Annotated in this window: 22 protein-coding genes; 6 read left to right on the top strand and 16 right to left on the bottom strand. The window is 68.0% G+C overall.

The annotated features are described in order from the left end of the window. Positions 1 to 8 precede the first annotated feature (8 nt). Genes flgE through flgB form a run of 4 tightly spaced genes read right to left on the bottom strand, consistent with a single transcriptional unit; the run spans position 9 to position 2,866 of the window. The gene (flgE, locus tag RMP06_RS03450; RefSeq protein WP_310460381.1) at positions 9 to 1,298 is read right to left on the bottom strand and encodes a flagellar hook protein FlgE; all 1,290 of its coding nucleotides are present in this window, start codon (positions 1,296 to 1,298) and stop codon (positions 9 to 11) included. 37 nt (positions 1,299 to 1,335) lie between these two features. Further along, a complete protein-coding gene (locus tag RMP06_RS03445) occupies positions 1,336 to 2,016 on the bottom strand; it encodes a flagellar hook assembly protein FlgD (RefSeq protein WP_310460380.1) in 681 nt (226 codons plus the stop codon). Positions 2,017 to 2,039: 23 nt separating this feature from the next. Next, on the bottom strand, positions 2,040 to 2,447 hold the full coding sequence (gene flgC, locus RMP06_RS03440; RefSeq protein WP_310460379.1) for a flagellar basal body rod protein FlgC: 408 nt from the start codon (positions 2,445 to 2,447) through the stop codon (positions 2,040 to 2,042). Then, on the bottom strand, positions 2,447 to 2,866 hold the full coding sequence (gene flgB / locus RMP06_RS03435; RefSeq protein ID WP_310460378.1) for a flagellar basal body rod protein FlgB: 420 nt from the start codon (positions 2,864 to 2,866) through the stop codon (positions 2,447 to 2,449). Before flgB ends, flgC begins: the two co-directional genes overlap by 1 nt. A gap of 296 nt (positions 2,867 to 3,162) precedes the next feature. Here flgB and flgA point away from each other — a divergent pair, with 296 nt between their 5' ends. The 3 genes from flgA to RMP06_RS03420 all read left to right on the top strand — a co-directional run bounded on the left by flgA (position 3,163) and on the right by RMP06_RS03420 (position 4,878). Then, a complete protein-coding gene (gene flgA, locus RMP06_RS03430; protein WP_310460377.1) occupies positions 3,163 to 3,849 on the top strand; it encodes a flagellar basal body P-ring formation chaperone FlgA in 687 nt (228 codons plus the stop codon). 255 nt (positions 3,850 to 4,104) lie between these two features. Next, positions 4,105 to 4,422: a flagellar biosynthesis anti-sigma factor FlgM gene (gene flgM, locus RMP06_RS03425; protein WP_310460376.1), complete on the top strand. Its 318-nt coding sequence runs from the start codon at positions 4,105 to 4,107 to the stop codon at positions 4,420 to 4,422. A gap of 48 nt (positions 4,423 to 4,470) precedes the next feature. Then, complete coding sequence (locus RMP06_RS03420) at positions 4,471 to 4,878, top strand: hypothetical protein (protein ID WP_310460375.1); 408 nt, start codon at positions 4,471 to 4,473, stop codon at positions 4,876 to 4,878. Here the strand turns inward: RMP06_RS03420 and RMP06_RS03415 are convergent. The 6 genes from RMP06_RS03415 to RMP06_RS03390 form a co-directional block, all read right to left on the bottom strand. Next, entirely contained in the window at positions 4,868 to 5,236 is a 369-nt protein-coding gene (locus RMP06_RS03415) for a DUF1801 domain-containing protein (protein WP_310460374.1), read from the bottom strand. The genes RMP06_RS03420 and RMP06_RS03415 overlap by 11 nt on opposite strands. A 22-nt stretch (positions 5,237 to 5,258) precedes the next feature. Beyond that, entirely contained in the window at positions 5,259 to 5,828 is a 570-nt protein-coding gene (dcd, locus tag RMP06_RS03410; RefSeq protein ID WP_310460373.1) for a dCTP deaminase, read from the bottom strand. Between the two features lie 84 nt (positions 5,829 to 5,912). After that, positions 5,913 to 6,683 carry a phosphonate ABC transporter, permease protein PhnE gene (gene phnE / locus RMP06_RS03405; RefSeq protein ID WP_310460372.1) on the bottom strand — a complete coding sequence of 257 codons (771 nt, stop codon included), beginning with the start codon at positions 6,681 to 6,683 and terminating at the stop codon, positions 5,913 to 5,915. After that, positions 6,680 to 7,510, bottom strand: coding sequence for a PhnE/PtxC family ABC transporter permease (locus RMP06_RS03400; RefSeq protein WP_310460371.1), 831 nt, complete (start codon positions 7,508 to 7,510; stop codon positions 6,680 to 6,682). Before RMP06_RS03400 ends, phnE begins: the two co-directional genes overlap by 4 nt. After that, positions 7,507 to 8,340, bottom strand: coding sequence for a phosphonate ABC transporter ATP-binding protein (locus RMP06_RS03395; protein ID WP_409050094.1), 834 nt, complete (start codon positions 8,338 to 8,340; stop codon positions 7,507 to 7,509). Before RMP06_RS03395 ends, RMP06_RS03400 begins: the two co-directional genes overlap by 4 nt. A gap of 5 nt (positions 8,341 to 8,345) precedes the next feature. Next, the gene (locus tag RMP06_RS03390) at positions 8,346 to 9,221 is read right to left on the bottom strand and encodes a putative selenate ABC transporter substrate-binding protein (protein ID WP_310460369.1); all 876 of its coding nucleotides are present in this window, start codon (positions 9,219 to 9,221) and stop codon (positions 8,346 to 8,348) included. A 237-nt stretch (positions 9,222 to 9,458) separates the two neighbouring features. On the opposite strand from RMP06_RS03390, the gene RMP06_RS03385 reads away from it, so the two are divergent. From RMP06_RS03385 to RMP06_RS03375, 3 genes are read left to right on the top strand one after another with little or no spacing between them, the layout of a single operon-like run. Next, complete coding sequence (locus tag RMP06_RS03385) at positions 9,459 to 10,094, top strand: 2'-5' RNA ligase family protein (protein WP_310460368.1); 636 nt, start codon at positions 9,459 to 9,461, stop codon at positions 10,092 to 10,094. After that, positions 10,091 to 11,665, top strand: coding sequence for an asparagine synthetase B family protein (locus tag RMP06_RS03380; RefSeq protein WP_310460367.1), 1,575 nt, complete (start codon positions 10,091 to 10,093; stop codon positions 11,663 to 11,665). Before RMP06_RS03385 ends, RMP06_RS03380 begins: the two co-directional genes overlap by 4 nt. 32 nt (positions 11,666 to 11,697) lie before the next feature. Beyond that, a complete protein-coding gene (locus RMP06_RS03375; RefSeq protein WP_310460366.1) occupies positions 11,698 to 12,729 on the top strand; it encodes a GNAT family N-acetyltransferase in 1,032 nt (343 codons plus the stop codon). On the opposite strand, the gene phnD is transcribed toward RMP06_RS03375, so the two are convergent. The 6 genes from phnD to RMP06_RS03345 all read right to left on the bottom strand — a co-directional run bounded on the left by phnD (position 12,719) and on the right by RMP06_RS03345 (position 18,113). Next, positions 12,719 to 13,552, bottom strand: a complete 834-nt coding sequence (phnD, locus tag RMP06_RS03370; RefSeq protein WP_310460365.1) for a phosphate/phosphite/phosphonate ABC transporter substrate-binding protein — start codon at positions 13,550 to 13,552, stop codon at positions 12,719 to 12,721. The two genes, RMP06_RS03375 and phnD, sit on opposite strands and share 11 nt — an antisense overlap. 95 nt (positions 13,553 to 13,647) lie before the next feature. Then, entirely contained in the window at positions 13,648 to 14,268 is a 621-nt protein-coding gene (mobA, locus tag RMP06_RS03365; RefSeq protein WP_310460364.1) for a molybdenum cofactor guanylyltransferase MobA, read from the bottom strand. A gap of 2 nt (positions 14,269 to 14,270) precedes the next feature. After that, positions 14,271 to 14,906 carry a TorD/DmsD family molecular chaperone gene (locus RMP06_RS03360; RefSeq protein WP_310460363.1) on the bottom strand — a complete coding sequence of 212 codons (636 nt, stop codon included), beginning with the start codon at positions 14,904 to 14,906 and terminating at the stop codon, positions 14,271 to 14,273. A 27-nt stretch (positions 14,907 to 14,933) separates the two neighbouring features. Beyond that, positions 14,934 to 17,129, bottom strand: a complete 2,196-nt coding sequence (locus tag RMP06_RS03355) for a 4Fe-4S binding protein (protein ID WP_310460430.1) — start codon at positions 17,127 to 17,129, stop codon at positions 14,934 to 14,936. After that, the gene (locus RMP06_RS03350; RefSeq protein ID WP_310460362.1) at positions 17,029 to 17,616 is read right to left on the bottom strand and encodes a DUF3306 domain-containing protein; all 588 of its coding nucleotides are present in this window, start codon (positions 17,614 to 17,616) and stop codon (positions 17,029 to 17,031) included. Before RMP06_RS03350 ends, RMP06_RS03355 begins: the two co-directional genes overlap by 101 nt. Positions 17,617 to 17,618: 2 nt before the next feature. Continuing rightward, positions 17,619 to 18,113, bottom strand: a complete 495-nt coding sequence (locus tag RMP06_RS03345) for a DUF3305 domain-containing protein (RefSeq protein WP_310460361.1) — start codon at positions 18,111 to 18,113, stop codon at positions 17,619 to 17,621. Positions 18,114 to 18,215 lie beyond the last annotated feature (102 nt).

The raw sequence follows: 18,215 nt of genomic DNA, 5'->3' as shown, positions 1-18,215 counted from the left end.
GCCCGGGTTCAGCGCAGGCTGACCAAAGTCTGCATGATCGAGTCCTGGGTCTTGATGGTCTGCGCGTTGGCCTGGTAGAGGCGTTGCGCCGTGATCATGCTGACCAGCTCGCCGGTCATGTCCACGTTGGACTCCTCCAGTGCGCCCGACTGCAGCACGCCCAGCGTGCCCGAACCGGGCACGCCCGAGACCGCCTCGCCCGCCTGTGGCGAGTTGATCCAGGCATTGCCGCCGACCGAACGCAGGCCCTGCGGATTGCGGAAGTTGGCCAGTTCCAGCTGGCCGGCCTTGCGGCTCAGTCCGTTGGTATAGCGGGCATTGATGAAGCCGTTGTCCTCGATGGTCAGGCTGGTGAGCTGCCCCGGGGCGTTGCCGGTCTGCGTCACGTCGGTGACGGAGAACGTGGCGCCGTACTGGGTCACCTTGTCCATGTTGAACTTGACGCCCGCGATGGCGGCATTGACCGACCCCCCCGGAATTTCCGGAAGCTCGAACGCTTGCAGCGGCTTGTAGCCAGTGGCAGACGTCGCGTCGGGTACCTGGGGGTTGAGTCCGGTGGAATCGAACTTCAGGCCTTCGATGATCGGCTTGCCAACACCACTGGCGTCCTTCAGCTCCGTGCTGCCCACCGCGGCGTAGACGTTCCAGGTGTCTTTGGCCGATTTCTGGAAATAGAAGGCCACGTCCACCGGCTGGCCCTTGGCGTCATAGGTGCGGACCGAAGTGGCATTGTTGTAGGTGGTCGCATCGTTGAGGTCGATGCTGTAGGTCTGGCCAATCGGCGGCGTCGGCATCGTGGCGTCGCTGCGCGAGTCGAAATTGAGTTCGATGCTGACACCGTCGGTGGCATGTGGCGGCAGACCTGCAGGCGGGAATTGCAGGTCGGTGCGCACACCGGTCTGGATCGTGCCCTGCTGGTCGGCGGAATAACCCTGCAGGCGCTGGTTCTGGCCATTGACGATGAAACCGGCGCTGTCCACCTTGAACTGACCATTGCGCGAATAGAGCAGATCGCCCGAGCTGGCCTTGAGCTGGAAGAAGCCTTCGCCGTTGATGGCCACGTCCATGGCGTTGTTGGTCGCCAGCAGGCTGCCTTGGGTGAACTGCTGGGCCACGGCGGCCACCCGCACACCGATACCGACATTGTTCGTCGTGCCGATGGAGTTGGCGTACATGTCGGCGAACTCGGCGCGGGCCGACTTCGAGCCATAGGTGTTGGCGTTGGCGATGTTGTTGCCGATCACCTCCAGGCTCTTGCTGGTGGCATTCAGACCGGACAGACCTTGCTGGAAATTCATGTGATGACTCCTGGAACGGAAGTGGGGAACGCAGGGATCAGCCGCCGAAGGCGCGCACGTCGCTGTAGGCGACGGTGCCACCGCTCTTGAGCTGCAGGCTGAGGCCGCCGGTGGCGGTCGAGCTGACGGCGCTGACCTGGTCGCGCATCAGGGTCGTGGTCGTGACATTGGCGGTGCCCGAGGTGGCGGTCACGCGGAAGCGGAAACCGCTGGCATCGGTCAGGCCCTCGGCTGGCTTCCAGTTGAAGGTGTGGCGGCCACTGGTCTCGGCGCCCATGTCGAGCGTGTCGACCACCTTGCCGGCGCTCGACAGCACCTCGACCTTGACCGCGTCGGCTGCACTACCCAGCTCGAAATGCCCGACCCCGCTGCCGCTGCTGACATCGATCGCATTGCCCGGCACCACGACCGAGTTGCCGACCAGCGACGCGCCCTGCATCGTCTGCATCTGCAGCAGTTGCGCGGACATCGACTTGATGCTCTCGTTGACCGTCCCCAGGCCCGACACCGTGTTGATCTGCGCCATCTGGCTGGTGACCTGGGCGTTGTCCATCGGGTTGAGCGGATCCTGGCTCTGCATCTGCGTGACCAGCAGCTTCAGGAACTGGTCCGATGCCTCCTGCATCTTCGAGGCGGTGGTGCTGGTGCCCGTCTTGAGCTGGTTGTAGACCGACGAGGCGTCGGCGGCCTTGGAAGTGGTGGTGGTTGCGGTGGCCATGGTGCGGAAAGTCCTTGCGGTGATCAGCCCTGACCCATCTGCAGCGTCTTCAGCAGCAGGGTCTTGGCGGTGTTCATCACTTCGATGTTGTTCTGGTAGGAACGCGAGGCCGAGATCATGTTGACCATCTCCTCGATCGCGTTGACGTTGCTGTAGGTGACGTAGCCATTGCCATCGGCATTCGGATTGCCGGGGTCGTGGACACGCCGCCCCTCCGAGGTGTCTTCGCGGACCTGCGACACCTTGACGCCGGCCGAGCCGTTGTCGCCCATCGGCAGGGTCTGGAACACGACCTGGCGGGCCTTGAAGCTCTTGCCATCCGGGCCAGCCGCCGTGTCGGCGTTGGCGAGGTTGGTGGCCACTGTGTTGAGTCGCTGGCTCTGGGCGCTGACCGCGCTGCCGGCGATGTGAAAGATATTGAACATCGACATCATTGCCCCTTGATGGCTTCGAGCATGTTGCGCAGGCCACCGTTGATGAATTGCAGCGTGGCCTGGTACTTGACCGCGTTGTCGGCGAAGCTGGCGCGCTCGCGGTCCATGTCCACGGTGTTGGCGTCCAGGTTGGTCTGGCTCGGCGCGGCGTAGAGCAGCTGGCTGTCGCGCATGGCGGCCGAGGCGCCGCCCGTGGCGAGGTGCCGGCCGTCGGTACCCTTGAGCATGGCCGGCGCGCCGATCGCCCCGGTCGAGCCCGTCATCTGCTGCAGCGTCTTGGCGAAGTCGATCTCGCGGGCCTGGTAGCCCGGTGTGTCGGCGTTGGCGATGTTGCTGGCGATCAGGCGCTGGCGCTCGGAGCGCAGTGCCAGCGCCTGGGTCTGGAATTCGAGTGAAGCGGATAGGCGGTTCAGCATGGCAGTGTCGGCAGCAGCGGCAGCAGGTTCGACCACGGGGGCCCGGTGTCGATACAGGCCCGCACCGGGGGCTCGGATCCGATTCTTGATGCGCGGCCCCCCCCTCACTCCCACGAATAGGGGCGCCTGCCCGGCCCATCTTGCAGCCTGATCGGCGTGGGCCGGCTCCTACAGTCGGCGCCATGATCAGCTTGCCTCTGCTCCGCCAATCGTCCGTCCCCTGCCCAATGCAGGCGCCACAGCCGCCGGAATCCGACCGCCACCGACGACCGCCGCGCCTCGTGGTCGCTCTGGCCGTGACCGTCGGACTGGCGCTGCTGACGACCACGGCATGGGCCGAACCCCAAGCCGCCGACGCCCTGCCGGCCGCGCTGTCGCGCCGTGTCATCGAGGTGACGCGCACCGCCATGGCCGACACGGGCGATGCCCGCGTCGAGGTGATCCCCGGGCAGCTCGATCCGCGGCTGCGCCTGGCGCCGTGCCAGCAGATCGACCCCTATCTGCCCCCTGGCACCCTGCCCTGGGGCCGCACCCGGGTCGGCCTGCGCTGTGTCAGCGGCCCGGTGGCGTGGAATGTCTACCTGCCGGTCACCGTCAAGGTGTGGCGCAAGGCGGTCGTCAGCACCGCCACGCTCGCTGCAGGGTCCGAGCTGTCGGCCGCCGACCTTCAGGTCGCCGAAGTCGATGTGGCCGGCAGCAGCGCGCCGGTGTTCACCGAAACGGCCCGGCTGCTGGGCCGGCGCCTGGTGAATGCCGTGGGTGCAGGCGTGGCCATGCGGGCCGACAACCTGCGTGTGCGCCAGTGGTTTGCCGCGGGAGACAAGGTGACATTGGTCTACAAAGGCGAGGGCTTCGAGGCCTCGACCGACGGGCAGGCGCTGAACTCCGGCATGGACGGCCAGCCGGTGCGTGTGCGGGTCAGCTCCGGACAGGTCCTGACGGGCTTGCCGATCGCGGAAAACCGGGTCGAGGTGCGTTCATGAGTCGCAAGGTCCGGCGCGATGCCGACCGTTCGCCCAAATCCGAAATAGCGCTCCTGAAACCTGCTAATTCGATGGCAATCTGCACAAATCTGCTCGAAAACCATCCGCACAGGGGAGGATTTGCCGAAGGTGTCCACGGTCCCGCTAAAGTGGCCGGCGCGTCCACCGATATCAGGCACAACGAAGAGGTTGCGCGGAGGAGTCTCCTCCACGACACCCGTCAACCGAGCCTGATTCGGCCCGAAGGAGTACGTGATGAAGATCGGCATTACCGCCCCGACCCCGGCGACGGCCCCCGTCAGCACCGGCAACCACCCGACCCGTGCGGCCGAAACGCCGCCTGAGAACCCCGAGGTTTCAGTCGTCGAAGACACCGCCAGCACCAAGGTGGAGGTGTCGGAAACCGCCTCCGCCCTGCTGGAGCGGGCCCCAGATGACTTCGACGCCGACAAGGTCGATCGCATCCGGCAAGCCATCTCCGATGGGACCTACAAGGTCAGTGCCGACGCGATCGCCGACAAGTTGCTTGCCAACGCACAGGATCTGCTGGGACACCTCGGCAAGAACGCCTGAAGCACCTGTCCGGTCTGACCGGGCAGCGTGCCTCCCTGACCCAACGCCATGACACGCCTGCCCATGATCGCCTTGAATCTGCAGTCCGCCCCACTGCACTGCCCCGACGCCACCGATCTGGAGCATCTGCTCGCGGCCGTCGAGCTGGACCTGAACGCCCTGGGCGACTCGCTGCGCCTGCATGACAGCGACCGCATCGAGCGCCATGCCGGTGACCTGCGCGAAGCGCTCACCCGCGCCATCGACGGCTTCACGCGCGCCTCCCGGGCCGGGCAGGTGCCTGCAGCGCTGCGAGCGCGGCTCGTGAAAGCCAGCGGACAGGTCGCCATGCAGCGCGAATCCCTCCTGCGGGCGACTGTCGCGCTGGACGGCGCGATGGACGTGCTGCTGCCCCGCGAGGACGCCCTCGTCTACGGCCGCCTCGACAAGCGCAGCTCAGCGCTGTTCAGACACTGAGCCGCAGTTCCATCGCCGCCGCGGCGATCCGCATCACGAGGTCGGTGTCGACCGGCTGGCTGTAGCGGAACTTGAGGATGCGCATGCCCTTGCCGACGCCCTCCAGTTGCGGAAAACGCTCGGCCAGCAGGAACCCCTGGAAGAATTGCAGGTGCGCCTGGCCCTTGTGCGGCACCAGCGTGGTCATGTGGTTGCCACGGACCAGGAACATCAGATTACCCCAGCGCACGGCCTGATCGACGCCCGGCGCGCCCTCCAGCACAGCCTGGTGCAGCGCCATCACCGTGGCAACCTGGCCCTGCGGAAGGGAATCGAAGAAATTGGCCACCATGGCCGCCGGTCGGACGAGATGTCGCATGTTGGGACAGGGCCCGTCGCGCTCAGGTCCTGGGCAGGGTCACCCCCGTCTGGCCCTGGTACTTGCCGCCGCGGTCGCGGTAGCTGGTCTCGCAGACCTCGTCGCTCTCGAAGAACACCACCTGCGCGCAGCCCTCGCCCGCGTAGATCTTGGCCGGCAGCGGTGTGGTGTTGGAGAACTCCAGCGTCACGTAGCCTTCCCATTCCGGCTCGAACGGCGTCACGTTGACGATGATCCCGCAGCGCGCATAGGTGCTCTTGCCCAGGCACACCGTCAGCACGCTGCGCGGGATGCGGAAATACTCGACCGTGCGCGCCAGCGCAAAACTGTTGGGAGGGATGATGCAGAAATCACCCTTGAAATCCACGAAGCTGCGTTCGTCGAAATTCTTGGGATCGACCACCGTGGAGTGGACGTTGGTGAAGATCTTGAATTCGTTCGAACAGCGGATGTCGTAGCCGTAGCTCGACGTGCCGTAGCTGACGATCTTCTGGCCTTCAGGGGAATAACGCACCTGAGCGGGCTCGAACGGCTCGATCATCCCGTGCTGCTCGGCCATGCGGCGGATCCACTTGTCGCTCTTGATGCTCATGTCGTTGTCAATCTCGGGGGTACGCGGGGTGGGGCGTGATTTTATGGGCATCTTTCGCCGGTGCCTGTGGGTATCGGAGGAGATTCACGCGAAGTGGTTCCGTCTGACCCACGCCGACAACGCATCGACCAGCGCCACCAGCCCGATCATCGCCAGCAGCACCGTGCAGGCCTCGCGCATCTGGAACAGGCTGAGGTGGTAGCTCAACATCTGGCCCAGCCCGCCCGCCCCGACCACGCCGAGCACGGCCGCCGCCCGGATGTTGTTTTCCCAGCGGTAGAGGCTGTAGGCCACCCACTGCGGCGCCACCTGCGGCAGCGTCGCATAGAGCAACACCTGCACCGTGCCAACCCCGCGGGCGCGCAGCATCTGCGCTGGCGCTGGCGGCGCGTTTTCCAGCGTCTCGGCCAGCAAGCGCCCGAGCACGCCGGTCGTGTGCAGCGCCAGGGCCAGCGTGCCCGGCAGCGGCCCCAGCCCGGCCGAGATCAGCAGCAGCGACGCCCACACCAGCTCCGGCACCGAGCGCAGCGCGTTGAGCACCAGCCGCGCCGCGCCATGCACCACCGAAGCCACGGCGCCGCCCTGCACGCTCGCCGGCAGCGCCAGCACCAGCCCGGCCAGCGCCGCCAGCGCAGTGCCGAGCAACGACATGGCGAGCGTCTCCAGCGCGGCCCGTGCCGTCTTCAGCAGGAACGGCGTCGCGGTCTCCGGGGGAAAGAAGCTCGCCGCGAAGGTGCCCATGCGCCCGAGTGCCTGCGGTCCGAGAAACTCCGACCAGTGCAGGTCCAGACTGGCGAAACTCGCCACAACCAGCCCGAGCAGCGCCAGGGCGAGCACGAACAGCCCCCGGTTCATGCCAGCCCCCTGCGGATCCAGGCACTCACCCGGTCCGACAGCGCGACCAGCGCCATGAAGACCAGCAGGATCGCGCTCACCTCGCCACCCGCGAACATCTTGGCGGCGTTGTCGAGTTGCTGCCCCAAGCCGCCGGCCCCCACGAAACCGAGGACCACCGACGAGCGGATCGCACATTCCCAGCGGTAGACGGTGTAGCTCGCCAGTTCATGGGACGACTGCGGCAGGGCGGCGAACAGCAGCGTCTGCAAGCGCCCGGCGCCGTGGCCCAGCAGTGCCTGCGCAGGGGCGGCATCGGCGCTCTCCAGAATCTCGGCCCAGACCTTGGCCAGCATGCCGCCATAGGCAATGGCGATGGCGAGCACGCCTGCGGTCGGCCCGAGTCCCACGACCCGCACGAACACCAGCGCCCAGACCAGCTCCGGCACCGAGCGCAGCACCACGGTGAACGCCCGCAACCCTTGCCGCACCAGCGCCTGCCCGCGGCCCATGCGCCCGCCGACCGCGCTGACCGACAGCCGCTGCGTCATCGCCAGCGCCAGCGGCAGCGCGATCAGACCCGCCAGCGCCATGCCCGCCGTCGCGATCGCCACGGTGCGCCAGGTCTCGCGGGCCAGCAGCGCGAGGAACTCCGCGTCATGGCGCGGCGGCACGAACTGCGCGAGAAAGCGCCCGGTCACGCGCAGACTTCGGGCGTCGAACAGCGTCCACGGCTGGAACTCGGCCAGCACCAGCACCGGCCACAGCACCGCCGCCGCCACCAGCAGCCCCAGCCAGCGCCGCTGCAGCGCCGGATCGCGCGCTGTCACCGTGGCCGTCATGTTCATCGGCACATCGCCTGCGGCAGCGCCGCGGCAACCGACGGCAAATCGGCGCGCACCTCGGCAGCCGGCGCGAACACCGCGCCGCCATACAGCGCCTGCAGCCGCGCATCGTCCAGCCCCGACGACGGCCCGTCGTAGACCACCTGCCCCTCGCGCAGCGCCACCGTGCGCGCAAAGCAGCGCCGCGCCACCTCGACCTGGTGCAGCGAACACACCAGCGTGCGGCCCTCGGCCCGGGCCGCTTCGGTCAGCCTGCGCATCACCAGCTCGGCCCGCGCCGGATCGAGCGCCGACAGCGGCTCGTCGACCAGCCACAGGTCCGCGTCCGCCACCAGCAGCCGCGCCAGCCCGACCCGTTGCCGCTCGCCACCCGAGAGGCGGTCCACGCGCAGCCAGAGCTTGTCCGGCAGGTCCAGCGCCAACAGCGCCTGCTGCACGCGCTCGGCATCGGCGGCGCGCGGGCTCCAGAGCGTGTGCAGGCTGGTCCACAGCGACATCTGCGGCAACCGCGCCGCCAGCACCGCCGTCACCACCCGCTGGCGGGGCGGCAGTGGCGGCACCTGCGGCGCGAGCAGCGCCCGCGTCCGCAGCGCCTGCCGCGCCGCCGTGCCCAGGGTCCACGGATCCTGGCCGAACAGCGCAAGCCGCCCGGCCAGCGGACGGAGCATCCCGGCCAGCGCCAGCAGCAACGTCGTCTTGCCGGCACCGGACGCGCCGATCACCGCGACCTGCTCGCCCGCCTGCAACCGCAGGTGGACGCCGCGCAGCACCGGCGCAGCGCCCGGCGCCGGTGCCACCTGCAATCCGCCCAGTTCGACCACCGCCGGCGCCAGCAGACTCACTTCAGCAGCCCGGCCTGCTCGGCAGCGCCCTTGATGCCGTTGTAGTGTTCGGCCTTGGTCGGGATGAAGCGGCTGGCGCGCTGCAGCGCCAGGATCTCCTTGCCGCCCGGGGCCGACTCCAGCGCCAGGAAGGCCGCGGCGATCTTCTCGCGCAGCGCGGCGGGCATGTCGGCGTGCACGCTCCAGTTGTAATCGTAGTAGCCGGGGGTCGTGTAGAACACCTTGACCGCGGCCGGATCGACCTTCTTCTCGGCGACGAACTTCTCCCAGACGGAGATGTTCAGCGCGCCGGCATCGACCTTGCCGCTGGCGACGGCGGCGATGGTCGCGTCGTGCGCGCCGGAGAAGCTCACGCGCTTGAGATCGACGTCGGGATTGATCTTCGCGGCCAGCAGGTAACTGCGCGGCATCAGGTGACCCGAGGTGCTGGAGGCCGAACCGAAGCTCAGCGTCTTCCCCTTGAGGTCTTCCAGCTTCGTGATGCCCGAGGCTGCGTCGGTGATGAAGACCGAGCGGAACTTCTCGTCCTCGGCGCGCTGCACCAGCGGGATGACCTGACCACCCGAGCGCACGTTCGCCTGCACGAAGGTGAAGCCGCCGAACCAGGCCAGGTCCACCTTCTTGTTCACCAGCGTCTCGACCGCCGCGGCGTAGTCGGTCACCGGCGTCCACTCGACCTTCATGCCGAGCTTCGCTTCGAGGTACTTGCCCAGCGGCTCGAACTTGCGCGCCAGCTCGGTCGGGGATTCGTCGGGAATCGCGGTCACGCGGAGCACGGCCTGGGCCTGGGCTGCCAGCGCAGCACCCGCCAGGGCCGCCACCAGACCGGCACGGCACGTCCACCACACAGCCCGAGAGCAGTTCATCGTCATCTTCAACCCTTTGCAACGCATCACGAAAGGGCGAATTGTGCCGTGCTAGTACTACACCACCCTGCCGTGGTGTCGCAGCGGGTGCTGGACACGTCCGTTCACCTTCAATTCATACGGATGAAATCCCTAAATAAGTCAAAGGCTTTGACCGTCAAACTTGTGTCACAAAAGCTATGTTTTTCAGTCAAATGCACTTAAATCAAGAAAAATAATAAAAATGACAACCACAGCGACACCATGTTGGCCAGCCGTCTGATCTACAGAGGAGTTCACGCGACGCGCACGCTGCTGGGCATCGGCCGCCAGCACAATTACCGCACGCTGGAGGTCGCGGTCGTCCTGCTGCTGGATGAAACCGCGCACCACCTGGCCCGACAGCGCCAGCTCGCCGTGCTGCGGCGCCATGGTGTCAATCCGGGTCTGGCGGCGACACCGCACATCACGCTGAAGCTCGGCTTCAAGTGCCGCGACCCGCAGGCGGTGGCGGACTATCTGGACGAACTGGCCGCACGTTTCGAGCCCCTGCCCGTCACGCTGAAGGATTTCGGCCACTTCGACGAAGGCATCACCTTCTGGGATATCGTCCCTGAAGCGGCACTGGACCGGTTGCGCCGTGCACTTGTGGCTGACTTGACCGCCCGCTTCGGCGTCACACCCCGCCCGCTCGAAGGCGACGCCTTCCGCTTCCACGTCACGCTCGCCCATGGCCTGCCCGCAGCAGCCTTCCGCGCCGAGCGCGACGCACTGGCCCGCGAACACGCCGTACACCGGTTCATCGGACAACAGGTCGCGCTGCTCGTGCGCTGTGACCACCACTGGATCGACTACAAGACCGTCACCCTGGGTCGACGTGCGCCAAGGAGCACCACGTGAACTTCCTCGACACGATCGACGCAGGTGACTCGCCGCAGGGAGATGCAGGACGTGACCTGCTGCGCTTTCGGCGGCAGTTCTTCCTCGGGCGCCGCGGACAGTTCAGTCCCCCGGGCTGGTCGCAGCAGCGCCTGGGCGCCGACCGCTGCATCGTGGCCCACCCGGATCTGCCGGTGACCCAGGTACGCGATGGGGAGCGCGCCTGCACCGTGATCGGGTTTCTCCTCGATCCCGACCGGCCGCAGGCCAGTGACAGGGACATCCTGCGCGACCTGCTGGCAGCGCATGACACGCTCGATGCCCTCGTGGCAGCGACCAGCCCGCTCGGTGGCCGCTGGGCCATGGTGCTGCAGGACGGCGTACACACGCTGGTCTGCCACGACGCCACGGGTCTGCGGCAAGTCGCCTACACGCAGACCGCCGACCACGGCACCGTCTGCGCCTCGCACGCCGGCCTGCTCGCCCATGTGCTGGCCCTGCAGCCTGACCCAGCCGCGCTCGACTACCTCCGATCCCGCGGCGAGAGCGATTTCGAGGTCTATTGGCTGCCCGGCGACCGCACGCTTTACCGTGAGGCGCGCGCCCTGCTGCCCAACCACACGCTTGATCTGCAAACCGGCCGCGCCACGCGCCACTGGCCGGATGCCGATCCGCTGCCACCACTGTCGCCACTGCCGGTCGCGCAAGCGACAGCACGCAGCCTCGCCACCTTGCGCGGACTCTTCGATGCGGCACGCCACCGCGCACCGCTGGCCGTATCGATGACGGCGGGCTGGGACAGCCGGCTCATGCTGGCCCTCAGCCAACCTGTGCGCGAGCAGCTCTACTGCTTCACGCTGACCTATCCACACCTCTCGCTAGCCTCGCGCGATGTCGCCGTGCCGGCCCGCCTGTTGAAACAGCTCGGCCTCCAGCACCACCTGATCCGCTACCCGGACAAGATCGACCCCGAGTTCAAGGCCCTGTTCCGGCAGAGCACGCCCTCGGGCAGCGCCGCCTACTGCGCCGATGCACAGGCGATGCATGCCCAGTACCCGCAGGACCGCCTCTGCCTCACCGGCGACGTGGCGGAGATCGTGAAATGCCACTACCGCCTGCCGGGTGTGCCAGACCACGCCGTCACCCCGCAGCAACTGGCCCAGGTCTGCCAGCTGGAGCCGCACCCGCTGGTGCTGGAGGCGCTGGCCGAGTGGCGTGCCGGCGTGCCGACGAACAGCGCCATCCCGCTGCTGGATCTCTTTTGCTGGGAGCAGATGGCCGGGCGCTGGCAAGCGCAGATCCGCGCCGAGTACGACATCGCCCAGGAGTCCTTCGCCCCGCTGAACTGCCGCACCCTGCTGCAGACGATGCTGGCGGTCGACGAAGGGGAACGGCAGGGGCCGGCATACCCGTTCTTCCGCGGCTTGATCGAACAGCTCTGGCTGGAGGTGCTGGCCGTTCCCATCAATCCGCCGGAAACCACCAGCCTGAAGCGCCGTGTCTTGCGGGCACTCGGCAGCACACCGATCTACCGCCTGATCCCGCGCCAGGTCAAGGACGGCGCCAAACGCTGGCTGCATGCCGTCACCTGACCCACCCCACAACAAGAGAGAGGAGACCCGCCATGCTCGTCAATGAAACCCGCGCTGTGCTTCGATCGGTCAAGCAGGCGATCTATCCGCTGACCTCCAAGCTCGTCACCAACACGGTGCTGGTCGAGGGCCACCTGAAGGGCACCGACCAACCGTTCCGGACCCTGTTCGTCCACAACTGCCTGTTCAACTCGGCCCTGATGGCTCGGATGTACGAGGAACCGCCGAAGATCCTCCAGCGCCGACGCATCGGCATCCCCTCGCTGACGTCGATGGTCCGTTCGCGCCACGGCAATTTCGATCTCTGCATCGCGGTGGTGCCGAAGGTGTACGACGCGATGTTCAGTCCGCTGTGCGCGTACCGAGGCCACGAGGAAGTGCGCCAGGTCATCGACACCTCGGGGACATGGGAGGAAGTACGGGCGCGGTTTTCCAAGAAGCGGCGCCAGATGACCAACAATTTCGGTGCGCGTTACGGGCTGACCTACCGCATCTCGCATGCGGACGAAGACTTCGATTTCTTCTACCACCGCATGCACGTACCGCACATCCGGAGGCGCTATGGCGACTTGTCCGAGATGGACTCGCACGCCTCGATGCGGGAGTTCTTCCACAAGGGGTTCGTGCTGTTCGTGCTCCGGGAGGGCGTGCCTGTCGCCGGGGCGCTGTCGCTGGTCCAGGGCGACTCGATCCTGTTCCGCCGCTCGGGCGTGCTGGACGGCGACGACACCCACATCAAGGGCGGCGCGCAGACCGCGCTCTACTACTTCCAGCTCCGCCACGCCATCCACAGCGGCTACCGCTCACTCGACACCATGAAGAGCGCGCCCTTCCTCAACGACGGCGTGTTCTGCCACAAGGCGGACTGGGGCGCCCGCGCCCTGCCAGACAACGAAGCGCGCCAGTCCGTCCTGTATTTCGTGCCGGAACCGGATGCCCGGACCGCACGCTTCTTCGAGATCAATCCGGCCGTGGTCTGCGAAGGCAACGGGCTGTCCGGTGTCGCCGGAGATCCATCGGGTTCTCTGGTGGCCCTGCACGACCCCATCTCCCTCACTGGTTGAGGCCAGCCTCGGCGGCCGCCGCGCGCACGGTGTCGTACGCCGCCGGTTTGGCTTCCACGAACCGGTGCGCGCCCTGCTGTTTCAGGATGTCGCGCCCCCCACCCACGGCCTCCAGCACCAGAAAACCACCCGCGATCGTCTTGCGGGTGTTCTCGTCCATGTCGGCCAGCGCGGCCCAGGTGTGGTCGGTGTAGACCGGCGTGGTGAAGAAGACCTTCACGGCGGCCGAATCCACCTGCTTGTCGGCGACCAGCTTCTCCCACGCCGCCTGGCTCAGCGCCCCGGCGTCCGCCTTGCCAGACGCCACGGCGGCCACGATCGCCTGGGCGTTGGCGGCCGGCGGGAGCGGCTTCAGATCGGTCTCCGGGCGCAGCTTGGCGGCCACCAGCGCGCTGCGCGGCATCAGGCTGTCCGAGGTACTGGCGGGCGGGCCGAGGCTGAGGGTGCGGCCCTTGAGATCCTGCAGCTTCTTGATGCCGGTGCTGGCCGTGGTGATGAAGACAGAACGCGCCTTCTGGTCTTCTTCGCGCTGCACCAGCAAGGCCACCTTGTTGCCTGAACGCAGATTGGCCTGCACATACGACAGCCCGTTCAGCCAGACCAGATCGGCTTCGCGGTTGAGCAGCGCGCGCACGGCAAACGCCTCGCTCGCCACCGGCACCCACTTGACGCGCATCTTGAAGCGCTTTTCCAGGAACTGGCCCAGCGGCTCGAAACGCGCGGCCTGGTCGGCCGGCGAGGCGTCCGGTGCCATCGCCACCCGCAGCACGGACTGCGCCTGCGCCGCCGTCACGGCGCCCGCCAGCAGCACGGCGGCCCCCATGAGACGCGCCGCTGGCGCGATTCGTTGAATCCAACCCGTCATCGCTCACCCCCTGTCAGATGCGCGGATTGTGCCGTGGCAGTGGCTTCGACCGTTCAGCCGGCCAACCCGCGCAGCTCATCCAGGGTGTTCGCATTGAAAAAAGCGGCCGCGTCACCGTCCCGGTCGAACAGGACCTGCGCGCAGCGGTGCTGGCCGGTCCAGCGGTCGATGCGGCGCTGACCCCCGGCCATGAACACGACAAGGCTCTCCATCAGTCCGGCCTTCATCAGGCAGAACACGGGGTGCGGCTGCAGCGTTCCATCGGCCTCGCGGGTGACGGCCAGCGCCAGATCGGCGTCCTCGGCCACCAGCGCCGCGGCGAGCCGCACCACCAGATCGACCGGAAACTGCGGCGAGTCACAGGGCACGGTGACAAGGTAAGCGGTCTCGCACCGCTCCAGACCCGCCAGGAATCCGGCGAGAGGGCCGGGGAAATCGGTCGTCGCGTCCGGCCACACCGGCACGCCCATCGACTCGTAGGCCGCCAGATTCCGGTTCGCGTTGACCATCAGCGTGCCGACCTGCGGCCCGAGGCGCAGCACGGCGTGCAGCGCCAGCGGCATCCCCTGGAAATTCTGCAAGCCCTTGTCCACGCCGCCCATGCGGCTGCCGCGTCCGCCAGCCAGGACCAGCCCGGTGATCTCCTGCGGGTCGATTGCCGTGTTCGCCTCCATGTTCAGACCTCCAGCAGGTCGAAACCCTGCGTCTCGATGTCCATGAACACCCGCGTGAGCTGCGCGACGGGGCGCCAGACCTGCGCCCGCGGATGGGCCTCGACGGCGTCACACAGGGGGATCACCCAGGTCTGCAGGTGGCCACGGAAGAAGCGCCGCTGCTGCTCCAGGTTGCACACGGCGATGTCGTCGCCCGCGATCAGGTAGCGCATCACCTCGCAGCCGTAGGCGATGTGGTCCTCGGTCTCGCCCCGCGTGGCATCGCGGGTCAGGCCGAGGGCGGCCAGGTCGGTGCGCAGCGCGGCCAGCGGCTTCTCGTTGAGGAAGCCGGCCAGGTAGAACGAACCGTAGAGGAACACCTCCGGCTTGCCGACACCGCCGAACAGCGCGTCGTACTCGTCGGCCGCCGCGTCCGGGGTGGTGCTGCGCAGCGCGGCCACCAGCGCCTGCCACGGCGCCTCCAGCAGACTGCCCGCCTCCGGCGCCTCGGTGACGGCGACGCGAAATTGCGCGAGCAGCGCGGCGTCCGGCGGCGCCATCCAGAGCCGGGCGAGCAGGCCGTACAGCTCGGCGCGGGCGAGTTCCTCGCTGTGGTCGGCGCTGGCGAAGCTCAGGGCACGGGGATCGTGGTCGTTCATGGGGTCAGGGCTTGGTTCAGGCGCGGTTCAATACCGGGGCGTGCCACGCGGCACATCGGTGATGCGGACTTCGTTCGGGTTGCTGTGCAGGTCGATCACCCGGCAGTCGCCGCACATCTTCAGCCGATCGGCCGCCGCGCCCTGGAAGGCCGGGTGCGCGGAGAGCTTGGCCATCATGTTCTCGATGACCTTGAGCGTGCCGAACGGCTTGCTGCAGCGGATGCAGCGGAACGGCTCGACCTCGTGCAGCACCCGCGGCTGCCGACGCGCCCGGCCCTCGTCCGCCAGCAGCAGGCGCGGCACCAGCGTGATCGCGCCTTCCGGGCACGTCGTCTCGCACAGCCCGCACTGCACGCAGTTCTTCTCGGTGAGCTTCAACTGCGGGCGCTCGGGGTTGTCGGACAGCGCGTTCTCGGGACAGGCGCCGACGCAACTCAGGCAGAGCGTGCATTTCGCGGTGTCCACCAGCACGGCCCCGAACGGCGCCCCCGGCTTCGGCAGCGCCACCACGTCGGCCGGCACGGGGGCGTGGGCGCTCAGGTGGTCGATCATCAGATCGAGCGTGGCGCGCTTGTCGGCCTGGGCGACGATGGGCGTGGGCTGGGCGATGACCTGGGCCGGGGCGCTGCGCAGGGCGGCGTCGAGCGCGGTCAGGTCACGGACATCACGGGCCTCGATCAGCTTGAAATGCGTGCCCGCGTAGCCCAGCCCGGTCAGCAGCGCCTGCGCCACCGCCATCTGCCCGGCCAGCGCGGCGCGGTACTCGGGTGCTTCCTCGGCGGTCAGCAGCACCCAGACCTGGCTCGCCCCCTGCGCGATCGCCGACAGCCACAGGTCCAGCCCGACGCTCGCCGTGTGCCACACCGCCACCGGCAGCACGCGGGCTGGCACCCCGTGGACCGCCCGATCCACCCGCGCCGCACGGCCAAGGTCGTCGAGCAGCCGGGCGCCCGCCTGCTCGCTGTGCAGCAGCAGTGCCGCATCCCGGCCACCGGCGCGGGCGTAGGTCGAAACCAGCCGCTGCAGCCGCCGCCCCTGATCGACCGGCCCCGGGTACGCGAAGCTCAGCGCCCCGCTCGGGCACACCGTCGTGCAGGCGCCGCAGCCCACGCACAGGTGCGGCTCGACGACGATGCCGCCCGCCTGCTCGGTCTTGGCCTTGCCCTTGCGGGAGGCGTCGCTGGAGATGGCGCTGGTCGAGCACACGTCGATGCAGGCCGTGCAGCCGATCTGCTCGTTGCGGCTGTGGGCGCACAGGCGGTGCTGGTACTGGAAGAACTTCGGCTTGTCGAATTCGCCGACCAGCTCGCGCAGTTGCAGCACGGCGTCGAACAGGCGCTTCGGTTCGGCAGCGTTGCGCACACCTTGCGGCACATGAGGCACGTGGAAATAGCCCTGCGGCGGCTGGTGCTGCGAGAACGCGGGCGTCTCGCGCAGGTCGAGGACCAGGTCGAAACGCTCCTCGGTGACCTGCGGCGCCCGGTTGAAATCGATCGCGCCGGCCGCGTCGCAGACCTGCACGCAGTCGCGGTGACTCTTGCAGCGGCTCAGGTCGATCTGGTAGCGGAAGTCGATCGCCCCTTCCGGGCAGGCGTCGAGGCAGGCGTTGCAGCGCGTGCAAAGGTCAAGGTCGATCGGATTGGACGACAACCACTGCACCTCGAACGCCCCGAGCCAGCCGCGCAGCCGCGTCACCCGCCCGGCGAACACCGGCAAGTCACGCTGCTGCGCCAAGGCCCCGTCTCGGCCAGCCGCCTCGTCCACCAGCAGATGCACCGCCAGCTTGTCGCGCAGCATCGCCGCCGCCTGCTGCACCGCGTCTGCGCCGCCGATCACGAGGCAGCGCCCGGCCGAGCGGTACGGCACCGTCGTCACGGGCTGCACGTCGGGCAGTTGCGCGGCGGCGATCAGTGCGGCGAGCTTGGGGGTGGCGGCCTTGGCGTCGCGGGACCAGCCACCCGTTTCGCGCAGGTTGACGAAGTGGATCGGGCGCTCGTCGAGGCTCGGCGCGCCCGCCGTCTCGGCGTTCAGGTCGAGGAAGAGCCGGCTCTCCTGCGTACACGCCACCAGCAGCGCCTCGCCCGGCCCGGTGGCCTTGGCGGCGCGCTGGAACGCCCCGGCCTCACGCCGGCACAGCAGGGTGTGCGTCGTCTCCAGCCCGTCCGCGCTCGCCCCCGGCGTCTGCGCCAGGGTCCGGGCGATGGTCTTCGTGTCCAGCGGGATCGTCCGGTTGCAGTCGCACAGCAGTGTTTTCATCGACAGGTTTCTCTTCGGATTTCTCTTCGGGTTCTTCGGGTTCGTCGGTGAACAGGCCCAGCATCCGCGCCCCGGTCATCTGGCGCAGCATGGCCAGCGGCAGCGGGTCGGGTAGGCCGTAGTCCTCGATGTAGGTGTCGAGTCCGTCCATCACGTTGAAATGCGGGTCGGTGAACAGTGTCTTCAGCGCCGCGTTCTTCACCGACGGATCCACTCCACGGGCGACGAAGCGGGTGAAATCGGACGCAGGGGTGAGCTGCGCGGCATCGGCGAGTGTGGGCGCAGGTGGAACAGGCTCCGGCGGCGCGGCGGACACCACCGGCTGCACCAGCGGAACGGACGGGACCACCGGGACTGGCTGCGCCTCGGCCACAGGAACGCCCTGGCGCACCTGCTCCTTGCGCCGCGACCAGCGCGACAGGAAACCGCCTTCGGGTTCACGTTCGCTCGCCATGCTCAGTCCCGCTGCTCCGGCGCGACGAAGGACACCGGCCGGCGGCGCTTCTTCGGCTCGGGCCGGTAGTGGTCGTCGGTGTAGCCCTGCAGCCACGCACACACCTCGGCGGGCAGCGGCCGGTTGTCCACCCGCTCCTGCGCGTCGAGCAGCCGGCCGGCCTCGTTGTACGACAAGGTGACGCGCTCGGGCCAGGCGCGCGACGGATCGTCCTCGCCGATGCGCCACATCACGAACCAGACCGGCGCACCCGAGGTCAGGTTCAGGTAGTAGCCCTCGCCCTCGTCCCGGCGCAGCTCGACCGGCAGGCCCGGAAACAGGAACTGCGCCGTCTGCCCGTCATCACGCAGCACCCGCGGCGCGTCCCCAAAGCGGCCATCGTCCAGCGCCACATCGGCGAGCGTGAACCGCCAGTCCTCCCAGCGGCTGGGCTGATGCTGGCGCTCGATCACCACGGCCACGCGGAGTTGCGTCGGGGTCAGGAATATCTCGGTCATTGCGCTGCAGTCTACGCGCCGCCCGGTAAAAACCTATATCGAAACACCTGACAAACTCCTTTTCCACGCACCCCGCCGCCACGCCGACAAATTGCCTTTTGC

Source organism: Sphaerotilus sp., from assembly GCF_031429695.1.
In the GTDB taxonomy this organism is placed as follows: domain Bacteria; phylum Pseudomonadota; class Gammaproteobacteria; order Burkholderiales; family Burkholderiaceae_C; genus Sphaerotilus.
The sequence above is the reverse complement of the archived record's forward strand: the minus strand, read 5'-3'. Positions and strand labels throughout refer to the sequence as shown.